This is a genomic window from Acinetobacter sp. 102 (assembly GCF_037028485.1).
Lineage (GTDB): Bacteria > Pseudomonadota > Gammaproteobacteria > Pseudomonadales > Moraxellaceae > Acinetobacter > Acinetobacter higginsii.
The window spans coordinates 34,842-47,413 of sequence record NZ_JAZEZK010000006.1 but is presented as its reverse complement, the minus strand read 5'-3'; the positions used below and the strand labels follow the sequence as shown (position 1 = coordinate 47,413).

The 12,572-nt window shown below is 37.3% G+C and carries 10 protein-coding genes; 5 read left to right on the top strand and 5 right to left on the bottom strand.

Annotation, left to right across the window (positions count from 1 at the left end):
* The first annotated feature begins 21 nt into the window (after positions 1–21).
* Positions 22–864, top strand: coding sequence for a universal stress protein (locus WA352_RS07305; protein ID WP_336141739.1), 843 nt, complete (start codon positions 22–24; stop codon positions 862–864).
* A 119-nt stretch (positions 865–983) separates the two neighbouring features.
* Here WA352_RS07305 and WA352_RS07300 read toward each other — a convergent pair whose 3' ends face one another.
* The 5 genes from WA352_RS07300 to mutS all read right to left on the bottom strand — a co-directional run bounded on the left by WA352_RS07300 (position 984) and on the right by mutS (position 6,565).
* Positions 984–1,652, bottom strand: a complete 669-nt coding sequence (locus WA352_RS07300; RefSeq protein WP_005202514.1) for an O-methyltransferase — start codon at positions 1,650–1,652, stop codon at positions 984–986.
* Positions 1,653–1,790: 138 nt separating this feature from the next.
* Positions 1,791–2,504, bottom strand: coding sequence for a D-Ala-D-Ala carboxypeptidase family metallohydrolase (locus tag WA352_RS07295; protein ID WP_004808415.1), 714 nt, complete (start codon positions 2,502–2,504; stop codon positions 1,791–1,793).
* Between the two features lie 124 nt (positions 2,505–2,628).
* A complete protein-coding gene (fdxA, locus tag WA352_RS07290) occupies positions 2,629–2,958 on the bottom strand; it encodes a ferredoxin FdxA (protein ID WP_336141734.1) in 330 nt (109 codons plus the stop codon).
* Positions 2,959–3,256: 298 nt separating this feature from the next.
* Positions 3,257–3,832, bottom strand: coding sequence for a GNAT family N-acetyltransferase (locus WA352_RS07285; protein ID WP_336142073.1), 576 nt, complete (start codon positions 3,830–3,832; stop codon positions 3,257–3,259).
* A 93-nt stretch (positions 3,833–3,925) separates the two neighbouring features.
* Positions 3,926–6,565 (bottom strand): DNA mismatch repair protein MutS, encoded by a 2,640-nt coding sequence (gene mutS, locus WA352_RS07280; RefSeq protein WP_336141732.1) that lies wholly within the window; start codon positions 6,563–6,565, stop codon positions 3,926–3,928.
* A 224-nt stretch (positions 6,566–6,789) separates the two neighbouring features.
* Here mutS and WA352_RS07275 point away from each other — a divergent pair, with 224 nt between their 5' ends.
* The 4 genes from WA352_RS07275 to WA352_RS07260 all read left to right on the top strand — a co-directional run bounded on the left by WA352_RS07275 (position 6,790) and on the right by WA352_RS07260 (position 12,566).
* Entirely contained in the window at positions 6,790–8,151 is a 1,362-nt protein-coding gene (locus WA352_RS07275; protein WP_336141730.1) for a tyrosine-type recombinase/integrase, read from the top strand.
* Between the two features lie 261 nt (positions 8,152–8,412).
* Positions 8,413–10,998, top strand: coding sequence for a hypothetical protein (locus WA352_RS07270; protein ID WP_336141728.1), 2,586 nt, complete (start codon positions 8,413–8,415; stop codon positions 10,996–10,998).
* Between the two features lie 289 nt (positions 10,999–11,287).
* Positions 11,288–12,178 (top strand): hypothetical protein, encoded by an 891-nt coding sequence (locus WA352_RS07265; protein ID WP_336141727.1) that lies wholly within the window; start codon positions 11,288–11,290, stop codon positions 12,176–12,178.
* Between the two features lie 121 nt (positions 12,179–12,299).
* Complete coding sequence (locus WA352_RS07260) at positions 12,300–12,566, top strand: hypothetical protein (RefSeq protein WP_336141725.1); 267 nt, start codon at positions 12,300–12,302, stop codon at positions 12,564–12,566.
* The last annotated feature ends 6 nt before the right edge of the window (positions 12,567–12,572 follow it).

The window sequence follows — 12,572 nt, the reverse complement described above, 5'->3', positions numbered from 1 at the left end:
CATACCTAGAGAGAGGCGAAAATGAACCGTGTAATTGCATGTATTGATTCTTCACCCTGCATTGATGCTGTTGCAGAAGCAGCAGTATGGGTTGCGAAACAAACGCAAAGAGAGTTGGTATTGTTGCAAATCTTGGACTATTACCCAGCTAGTTACCATTTAGGTGAAATCAGTGGCGTGATTGGCTTTGAAAGTAATGCCATGCTACTTAAAGAACTCGCAGAGTTGGAACAAAAACAGAGTGAGTTAGCACTCGATTATAGTAATAATTTGCTGAATCACATTTCTGAGTTGATCGAAAAACAATACGGTCTAAGCAGTACCAAAATTCAGGAAAAAGGCGACTTTCTTGAGCAAAGCTTTAATCTTCTCAATGAAAATGATGTGGTGATTATCGGCCGAGTGGGTGAGAGAGCTGCTGAGAAGAACAAGCCGATTGGAAGTAATGTTGAAAACTTTATTCGTGGTGCAAATTGTACGGTTATTACCGTTGGGGAACATTTCCAGTCACCGAAACGCTTTATCTTTGCTTATGAATATTCACCGACCTGCCAAAAGATGTTGCAACGCATAGCACAGAGTGACTTGTTGAAAACATTGCAATGCCATTTGCTCTATGTAGGTGATCATCCGGAAATGTTGACCGAACCTGAAAAGTATCTCACTGATGCAGGTCTGGAAGTGGTTTCAGTCTATCGTTATGGTGATGTAGCACAAAATATTCTTGAATATCAAAGAGAACATGATATTCAATTGATTGTATTAGGTGCATTTAGCCACAGTAAAATTCATCAATTCTTCTTGGGCAGTATCACGACGACGATCTTCCGAAATGCCAATGTTCCACTATTAGTTGCTAAGTGATTCATTTTATTCCATATAGTTATCCGCAATTCCTGTGGATAACTGTATGGAAAAGCACTGGAGATAAATATAATTTATTGATATTGCACAACTAAATTAAATAGGTTGTTTTTTAATCTCTATTTTACGATTGCAATGGCAAAACCATCGTGGCCTTTTGAACCAACCGTTTGCAAAGCCGTGCAAGAAAGCAGCTGAGGATGGTCTTTCAAAGCGGTGAATGCTTCACGAATTCCTTCAATACTAGGTTTCTTGTTATTTTCATCAATGATCGCACCTGCACGAATCACATTATCTAATACAATGATGGTGCCTGGATGAGACAGTTTTAGACTGAGTTCAAAATACTCTCGGTAGCTTTGCTTATCGGCATCAATAAAGATCAAATCAAATGCTTCGCTGTCTTCAGCAATCAGCTGATTCATAATATCGGCACCACGACCTTTTTTGAGTTCGATATTGGTCGGCATATTGGCATAATCAATATTTTCTTGAGCGATAACCACGTGAGTATCGCGTCCTTCAACCGTCAGTAGATAGCCATCCTCAGGAAGGGCCTTGGCTAGCCAAATGGTACTATAGGCACCGAATGTACCGAGTTCTAATACGCGTTTGCATTGATTCATCTGAATCAACATTTGCAAAAACATACCTTGATTGGGTGCAACAGCCAAATGATTAGAAAAGCCTTGAGTATCAGTATTATCTAATGCATGTTGAAGTCTAGGGTCTGTGGGAATTAAATGTGAATTGATATAGTCATCAATCTCGGTCCACATCTGTTGCATAATCAAGTTTACCTACCAATTTGTTAGCTCTGCATTTTAAACGTTTATGCTCAGAGTGCAATTTTATTACGGCATGAATCCGCATGATTGAAACAAAAAAAGAGATCATTTTGATCTCTTTTTATTCAGATATCTGTTTTAGAAATTACACATTGAACTATTACGGGTCAAGTCAGGTCCCCATGTCCGATAGCCTTGAGTATCGATATGGATTTGACCAGAACTATATAAACCAATGCCTAAATCTAGGCTTTGACCATGCTGGGCCCAGAACTGACATAGCTTAAACTTGGTTTGTTCAATATAGGCATAGTCTTGCGGTTGAGGATATTCAGGTCCAATACGGAAATCGATGGCTGAATTGAATAAGTGTTTCGACGAGCCAGCACCACCTGCACATTGATTGAGTGGCAAGTCTCGATAGACAGAAGTCACCTCAAAATCGGTCAAGATTTTGGCTGCAATTAAGTATTTAAAGACACGTAAGGTCGAAAGGGAGTTGTTCCACAATTCACGGTTAGGCACCATATATTCAGTACGACCGCATTTTTGCCAGTCCCGGGCAGTACGTAATAATTCAAAACTTGGAATAATATGTGCCACATTATTACGGGTTAGAAATTGTTCATATTCTCGAACACGTGCATAGTTTTCACCTTGATTCAGCCATTGGCGATAAGAGGCAGGTTCAACTTTGTTTGGGATGGGGCGGGTAAAAGTGACTTGTTCTTGGGGAATGTAAATTCTTTTACCTTGCTGCTGATTTACTTTTGTCGTTGAGCTGGTACAGCCCGCCATCATCACAGGGATGATAAATAATGATAATAGACCCTGTAATTTATTTCGCATCATAAAAAGGCAGTTCAAAATCTGTAGGCGTACTATTTTAATGCAAAATAGCGCATGAATAATGATGTAATTGCAAAGAAATGTGTGGTTCAGGTATAAAAAAGACCAGTAAAACTGGCCTTTTGAATTATTTTTCTAAATATTGTAGCTTGTCTGGCTTACCATTCCATTCTTCACGGTCTGCTGGCTGTTCACCAATTTGCGTGATGTTATTACCCACCCATTTTTCTGATAATTCAGCATTGAGTTCGATAAAGACTTCTTGACCTTCTGGTAATTCATCTTCAGAGAAAATTGCATTTGCTGGGCATTCTGGTTCACATAGAGCACAGTCGATACATTCATCTGGATTGATAACAAGGAAGTTAGGACCTTCGTAGAAACAGTCTACAGGGCAAACTTCAACACAATCTTGATATTTACATTTAATACAATTTTCAGTGACAACAAAGGTCATGGCGACAGCTACCTAAAAATACGGTTTTTTGTTTGGAATGAGGTATTGTAGGCAAAAAAGGGGTAAACAAACAATTGCTTTTATTGATATTGTTTATTTATACATATGAAAAATGAATTAATATATTGATAATAAATAAAATATTTTCGGGTGCTAAGATTTTTTGACTAAAAAATAAAGTGATGGTCACCTTAATTGACCTAATCATTGCAACTGAATCTTATTTTTATTCTCAGTTAAAACAGCTAATTAACGAGGTTGAGCCATCTTCATGCTTTCATTTCTGCTTGGTTAGAACTTAAAGCGTGTAGAGCAAGTGAATGTCTTCTGGTTCTCGTTCAAACAACTGTTGATCAGGTTGTGCTAAAAGTTGAGCACCTTGTTTAAGATAAAAGTCTACAGTGCGCTTACTTGGGGTAGCGGAAATATAGAGTTGTTTTGCATTGAGTTGCTTTACAGATGCGATAGCAGCTTGCATCAACTGAGTACCGATACCTAAACCTTGGTGATCGGCATCCACATAAAAATATTGCAGTAACTTTGCTTCAGGATAATCAGCAATGTGCTGATTGGAAACGACCTGTACAGCAATCAGTCGATTAGATTCGTCAAATCCACCTACGCATAAAGCTCCTTGTTGATGTAAATTTTTGAGTAAAGGGGGATCATTTTCCAAATGATAGGCATCCCAATTTTGCTCATCATAAAAACAATCAATTAATTGTAAATTTAAACTCTGCTGTATATACATTTGAGTGATCAGTTCACGCCGACTAATCTGTTGCCAGATTAAATCAATTTCTGAGTGTTCTAGTGGCTTAAACAGAATATTAATTGTGCTTTCCCTTAAGTTGGATACTGAACAAAAATCTATTCAGTCTTTTTAGGTTGAGTGATATCAGTCAAAAATAAACAGGAAATGGTTTTGGAACAAGCTGAAATGATCAACTTGTTCCAGAAAGTACATTTAAGATTTCAGAGCAGCTTTTAGAGAATAAAGCTGCTCTAATGCCTGACGTGGTGTTAAATCATCGACATCAATTTGATGCAATAATTCTAAAGCAGGTGATGGTTTTTCAACCTCAATAACTCGCTCAATGACTTGAGTTTCGATCTCATGTTCAACAGCACTAAACAAATCATTCTGCACGCTACTTTGCAAATGTTGATGCTGTTGTTTTTCCAGAATCTTCAAACGTTTTTGTGCTTCTTTAATCACGTTAGCAGGGATACCAGCTAATTTGGCAACCTGTAAACCATGACTTTGGCTAGCTGGGCCATGTTGAACTTTATGCAGCAAAATCAAATTGCCATTGAGTTCTTGTGCGGTGACATGATAGTTATCAATGCCCGCTTCGCCACCCAATTCTGTCAATTCAAAATAATGCGTAGCAAAGAGACATAAACATTTCACCCGTTTGGTTAAATCAACTACACAGGCCCAAGCCAAAGAGAGACCGTCATAGGTACTGGTACCACGGCCAACCTCATCCATTAGCACTAAAGACTGACTGGTGGCATGGTGCAGGATCTGAGAAGTTTCAGTCATTTCCACCATAAAGGTAGATTTACCTGTTGATAAATCATCAGCAGAACCAATACGAGTAAAGATACGGTCAATCGAACCTAGTTTTGCCGATTTAGCGGGTACAAAACTACCGCAATACGCAAGCAGACTAATCAAGGCAGTCTGACGCATAAAGGTCGATTTACCGCCCATGTTTGGCCCTGTAATAATCGCCATACGATGTTGGCTATCCAGGAAGGTATCATTCGGTGTAAAAGGCGCCTTATTTAAAGCTTCAACAACAGGGTGGCGACCTGCCTGAATTTTGATACTGGTTTCAGGCGTATATTCAGGTCTAGCCCAATTGTTGAGTCGAGCTTGATGTGCAAAGTTTGCTAGCACATCAATATAGGCAATTGCAGCACTCATCATCTGTAAATGCGCAATATTTTGACGCAATTCATCGAGTAATGATTCGAACAAAAGCTTTTCACGGGCGAGGGCACGTGATTCGCTAGAAAGAACTTTATCTTCAAAGCCTTTCAGTTCAGGCGTGATATAACGCTCTGCATTTTTGAGGGTTTGACGACGAATATAGTCCGCTGGAGCTTGTTCTGCCTGCGCACGGGTGAGTTCAATATAATAACCGCTGACACGGTTGTATCCGATTTTAAGGGTATTGATCCCAGTACGTTCGCGCTCTTTTATTTCCAAGTCAATCAGGAATTGTCCCGCATGATCACGGATTTTACGTAACTCATCCAGTTCATCATCATAACCTTCTGCAATTACATTGCCATCACGTAGTAATACGGGTGGACTTTCAACAATTGCAGCCATCAAATGTTGATGCAGGCTCTTAAAGTCGCCAAGCTCTTCATCTAATTGAACTAATAACTTAGATTGCTGGGTTTTTAAAACAGGATCTAAGGCATGGCGTAGGAAAGGGATTTGTGCACAAGCTTGACGCAGTTGTACCAAATCTCGTGGACGAGCGCTGCCTAGCGCAACACGACTCAGTACACGTTCAATATCGCCAATTTCTTTTAAAACTAGACGAAGCGGTGATTCATGATAGCCCTTTAACAATTGTTCAGTTGCATCAAGACGCGCATCTAAAACCGCAGTGTCACGGATAGGCTGCATTAACGTGCGGCTTAGTAAGCGTCCGCCCATGGCAGTTTGGCAGTCATTAATCAATTGGAACAGCGATGTACCATGATCAAACAACGGTTCAATAATTTCTAAATTACGACGCGTAATTGGATCAAGTGCAATGAAGTCTGTACTTTGTTCAATTTGAATTGAACGAATATGCGGTAAAGCTGTTTTTTGGGTTTCTTTCGCATAGTGAATCAATGCCGCGGCTGCTGCTTTCGCGAGTGGAATCGGATCTAATCCAAACCCAGATAACGTTGAAACACTCAACTGATCGCACAACGTTTTTTGCGCGTTATTTAAATTAAAATCAACGTTTGGACGTTTGGTGATTGGACAGTCCAGATTTTTCTTAATCTGTTCAATAATATTTTTATCAATAAGATCTTCGTCAATGAGGATTTCGCTTGGCATTAAACGCGCCAGCTCTATTGCAAGTTGTTCCGGTTTATAGTCTTGTTGTTGAACTTTAAAAATACCTGCGCTCAAGTCGAGCAAAGCAAAACCAATTTGATTTTGTTGAATGCACAGTGCGACCAGATTTGATGATTGGTAACTGCCGAGCAGCGCATCATCGGTTAAGGTTCCTGGCGTTAAAATACGGACAACTTTACGTTCTACAGGACCTTTGCCTGTGACTTCACCGACTTGTTCACAGATCGCGACAGTACGTCCTGCTTTGACTAAACGCGCGAGATAACCTTCTGCTGCATGATAAGGAACGCCAGCCATAGGGATAGGTTGACCACTGGCTTTGCCACGATGAGTCAGGGTAATACCTAAAAGTTTGGCTGCTAAATGCGCATCTTCAAAGAATAGCTCGTAAAAGTCACCCATACGGTAGAACAGCAATGCATGCTGATAGTCTGTTTTGACTTTGAGATACTGCTGCATCATAGGGGTGTGGTTGGAAAAGTCTGCTATGCTATTATTATCTTTCATTGGTATTAAATCCTTTACTTTCAATGTGTTTGATAGTGTGTAACATAAACAGAGTATCCGAGGGTGTTGGATGGAATCTAAGCAAATACAGCCTAAGCCAAAACATTAGTATAGGTTTTAGTATAGGTTGTTTTAGTTTAAACTAGCCATCATTCCTTATCAATATTGGAAAATGGGCAGCTTGAAAGGATAACAAATAATTCAATCTTCTTGTGAGGTTTAAAGTGGTTCGTTCAATAGATCAACAAACGACAATAAAAAAAGCACTTTCAGCAAAAGCTATTGAGAAGATGAAAATTGGTGATCCTGACAAGGCAGATATTGGGGAATATGTAGGGCTACGGGTACATTGTGGCAAAACTGGAATGAAGACTTTTTTCTACCGTTATCGTAGTCCTGTGGATGATTCCATTAAACAATATAAGATTGGAAATTTTCCCCAAGTTACATTGGCAGAGGCAAGGATAGAACTCACTCGTTTAAAGGCTGAAAGAAATCAGGGGATTTGTCCAAAACATAAAAAAGAGCAGGGAAAGCTTCATCAACAGATTGAGCAAGAGCTTGCACAAAAAGATATTTCTCAACTTACTGTACACCAAATGATAGAGATGTATTTGACTGAGGTGATTGAAGATCACTGGATTATTGACCCTCGAACAGGGGAAAGGAAAAAGGTCATGGGGGTGCGTAAGCCCAAAGGTCAATCTGAAACACGACGCACCCTGTATGGCGATGCGGTACGAGTTTTGGGAAATCGTATTGCTTTGGAAGTGACCAGAAAAGATGTGGTGGCTTTAACCAAGGAAATTATTGATCGAGGTTCTAATGTGCAGGCTGGACGGGTATTGTCCGAGTTGACATTGGCTTATGAATATGCCATTGGTCTAGAGCGATTCCCTGCCAATTTTGCCAATCCTGCCTTATTAGCCAAAATGAGTATTAAGCAGTCAAGGCTGAAAGTAACTTGTAAAAAAGGCACACGAGTTTTAAATGATCAGGAATTAAAACGTGTATTGGCTTGGTTACCAACATCAGGATTTACAACACATCAAAAACATATCCTTTATTTAACGTTATGGACAGGTTGTCGTACTGGAGAATTGTGTGATGCTCAATGGAGAGATTTTGATTTAGATAAGTGTACATGGCATCTAAAAGCTTCAAAAAATAGTACTGAGCGTTATGTGCAGTTATCAAGGCAGTGTGTCAATTTTTTACGTTCTTTATATCGATCAGACAGGGAATATTTATTTACATCTTCTCGTACAGGTCTTCCTATTCAACAGAAGTCTTTGAGCGAAATGAAATGGCAACTGAAAAATCCAGATAAAGTTCAAACCAAATATCGTCCTGAGCAACTTTGGTTGGAAAACATGGATGACTGGAATCCACATGATTTACGGCGGACGGTTAGAACAGGTTTATCCAGATTAGGTTGTCCTACAGATATTGCCGAAGCAGTTTTGGGGCATTCTAAAAAAGGGATTGAGGGGACATACAACCTGCATAATTATGAAGCGGAATGTGCAGAGTGGTTGCAGAAGTGGGCGGATTATTTGGATGGAATTATGAATAATAATTGTTGAGAGGAAGTTATTCACTACAGTTTGACTATCACCAATCACAAAAGATTTATCAGAGCCCTTATTTGTACAAGGGCTTTTATTCCTAAAAATAAGCTATATAAATTTGCATGAATTTGGAAAATATTGATCATTTTGATTTGTTAAATATTGGATAAAAAAGATGTTTTAAATTTGATTTTTTTGGAAAAATTTTAAGTTCTAAACTTGTATTTAAAAATAATTGTAATATATTTAAATCAATTACTTATTTGAGTTTTGGTTATGGAATCTAATAAAAATACAGGAATTGAACATTCTAATTTTATTGAACAACTAAAAAATCTCTATGTAGGTACTAGTATACTAGGTAGCAATGGTGAGCAATTTTTTACTTTTCATGACGCTCTGAATGTTTATCAGTTATTGGATGGCACTATGCCTTTACTGGTTTCGAGTTATGATGGAAGTGATGAGAGCCTAGATAAATGTTTTGAAAATGAACGAGTAGAGAAACTGATCAGTGCTATAAAAAATGTAAAATTTTTCCCCAATACAAATTTGTATAAGATCAATCAAAATTATTTTTATGAATATCGAACCTTTTTAGAATTTGCCTCTCAAGTGCGTTCCAAAAAAACTATAAAAGTAGCGAATGGTAATATTCTTTTATTTGATGAAACAAAGGACTGTTGGAATTTTTCGGAAGGAAACTATGCAAAAGAATTTTTAAAAGCATATATTTATGAGCGGTATAAAAATCGCCTAAAAGTATCAAATTCGTCCAGCAGTAGAAAAAGACTTAGTGATGAACAGGATAAGAAACTTGAAAAACTCAAGCTTAGATTTGAGCAAGATACTGCTTCACTAATTACCGCTACAGGTATGCTTTATATTGTAGCTGCCAAAGTCAGCTTTAAAGATTTAACAGGTGATCCTGAAAAATTTAAGATGCTTAGTGAAGTAATAAATATTTTGATAGGAAATTTGGCAAATATAGAAAGTATTGTTCAGATACTCTACTTACCATTCTACAATGCAAATGGTCATTCAGAATATTTTGTGATTTTTTTGGTTCAATCACCAATACCTCTTGATGAAAAATATTTTATAAGACAAATAAAAAGCGAATTAGAAAAAGAGGTTGTTCTACTTAAAAAAAAGAATTTGATGCTAGGTGTAGACTGTCAAAATTTAAACGATAACTTTAGACAGACTACCTTGACACCATTTCAAGAAAAGAATTTTATTCTGGTGAATGCTTTGTCTGATTCAAATGAAATTGTAAAAAAATGGTTCTTTGATTTCCTATATCAATTAGTAAGATTTGGATGTTTATCAAATCAACATATATCCCCTAAAAAGCTTGCTGAATTGTACGTTGATCCACGTTGTTCAAAAAGCAATTCTTTTGAAATAACATATATTTTGGACTCAAAGAATGATAGGTTTCAAACACTCTTATCTATGGATCTAACAATCAAAATAAAGCATATCTGGAACATAGACCATTTGTCTTTACAAACTCAAACCTATATTCAACATGTCGCAATGATATATCGAGAGCATTTTGCAGCGTGGGGTGTGGAATATTATTTTGATTTGGCGATTCAAATTGAAATTTTTATTATGTCTTTACGAGAAAGTCCTTATGATGCTTTTAGTCCAATGCTTGAGGTGACACGGAAAAGAGCTAGGCAGTTGATAGATTTTGAACGAACCGTTACACGCCAGCTTTTACAATTTTGTGAGATATTCAAAAATCGAATCGACTTAGATAATTTACAGCAGAAACTAAAAAATCACACTCTAACTCGAACGCTGAACTTCTTTCTAGGGATTTATCAAAGCCAAAAACAGGATTATCGTGTTTCAGGAACGCTAGATTTATTTCTTGGGCAAGATATTGAAAATGAAAGATTTAGAGATAAATTAGACAAGCTTGTAGGGGAGTATAAATTTAAAGAACCAATATTTTATGGTTCAGATATTTTTAAACAAAAACTTACAACTAAAAATCAAAGAATGCCAATGGATGAGTTTCAAGATACTCACTTATCAAGTGAGGTATTGGAAAGAATTTCATCTGACCAATTGATAGATGTTACAGAAGAAAAGCTAAATATTGAAAATCAGGATGATTCATTTGTTGAGCAATTGGATAAACAGAATATTGTTAAGTTACCTGAAAAAAAAGAAACACTTAGGAATTTTGATGATCAAGGTTATAGACTAATTCATATGCAACGTCATGGCAGTCGGCTTACAAAAGTTCAAATGATGCTTAAAAATGCCATGAAAACAGATGTAGTCATCCTACGCTGTATATTTTCTTGTGATTCCTCTAAAACTTTGGAACATGGAGGAATTAGTCGAATTTTCTCAAGTATGCTGCAATCCAATAAAAAGAATGCACCATTTTCTTCCATAACTGCCTATTTAGGCTACTGGGAGGGAGCCAGAAGAACTTCTGATGGTAACCATATTAAAGACTACGCTGCAAATGTCATGTTCATGTTTAAGGCTCAAGTATTAATTGATTTCCCAGACATATTAAGTGAAATAGCTAATGCTTGGAGAACTGCTTGTAGACAGTACGAACGAGACTCAAATTTATTGGAATCTATTGTTGGGAATGTAGAACCGCATATTTTAGCCTATTCGATTGAGGGGTTGAATTGTGAGCAGTTGTTTGCTGAGACAACTGATAAGAAATTAGTAAAAGACATTATTCATCATTTCTCAAACTTTATGGTTTATCAAGATTTGTTGGATGATGAGATTTATCAACAATTGCCAAAATGGTTAATCAAGAAAACTGGTACAGCCAATAAACCGAAAGCAAGAAAATCAGCAATAAAAATAACTTAACTTTAGCTTCCATTTTCCTCTATAAAATCATGCGGATCAGTGTGATTTTACCCATTTGCTATAGAAGTAGAGATTACTGATTTTTAGGCATGGTGATGGATGTTTTGTAAGCTGGTTTTTACTAGGAATAATTTATAATATATTATTTATTAAATACTTAAATCTATATACACCATCATCATACCCAAGATGATGATGGATTATCATGAAAAGAATAACCTATGAATTGATCTGAATTATAAAAATACAGAACCAACACTCTTATGAACGTTACCATAGGAGTACTCACATGAACGAAGCACAAACTTTACTTGATATTGAAAACTTCATGTTATCAGTAAGCAGAAGAAATTATCACTGGAAAGACTTTGCATCTGATTATGGACAGTGGCTAGATGATGCACGGTTTGTTTATGATGATGAGCTTGAATATAGCCCTTTGATTCAAGCTTATTTTGATCTGATGCCTGAGCGGATAGATTGGTGTAATCAGGATATTTTTGATGATCGTTGTACCTTCAAGAATTTTCAGGGAAGTCTTAGAATGCGTCAGCAGTATTTCCTCAATGATTTTACAGATAAGGTTGAGGATAATTTAGCTCAGTTCTCGTCCTATTTTGATCAACTGTTTCAGAAACATTGTAAGCTATTACTGGTGCGGGTAGATTTATACTATTTATTTGAACATAGTCCATCTATTCGGGAGTTTGATCGGGATATCAAAAAGCTGATCAATCGTATCCAAAATAAAGATACTATTTTTAAAGATCAAGTTGGCTATGCCTATCGATTGGAGCAAGGTGGCAAGAGCAAAGGATATCATTGTCATTTATTGGTTATTTATAATGGTTCTATTCGTCGTCGGGATAGTTATTATGGGCAGGCGATTGGTGAATTATGGCAGGATCACATTACACAGGGTTGTGGTTATTTTTATAATGGTAATCAAGAATCGCACAAGAAATATTATGAATCACAGGGTAAGTTGGGCATTGGCAAGCTTGAGCGCAAGGATGCAGAGGGTCTAGGGAATGTTCGCTTGACTAATGCCCTGAAAGCCATTCGATACTTGGCAGAGCCAGAAAAGAATCATCAATATCTACGAGTACGTCTGAACAAGATGAGAGCGTTTAGCAAAGCACTGTTCAAACCACCCGCTCGCCATAAATCCAAACACTGATCCCAAAAAATCATAGATATACATCATTAACATGAAGATTGAATGTTTTCTTTTCTCCTTACATTCAAAAACATAGGCTTATTAATCGATAAGCCTTTTTTCATTTAATGAGGATGATCTTATGAATATTACATGTCCATATTGCTATTCAGACAATGTCAGCCGTGCAAGCGCACAGCCATCAGGCATTAACAATTTTTCATCTATGGCAGGTGCAGGCATTGGTGCAAGCATTGCAAAAAGTTTGCCTACACCATTTCCACCATTACTGGGTGGATTGGCAGGTGCAGTGTTGGGTGGTTTGCTAGATAGTCTGGTTCAACCATCCCAACCACAGCAGCCCACTGGCTATTTCCATTGCAACAATTGTCAATGCAATTTCAACTAGGGACAG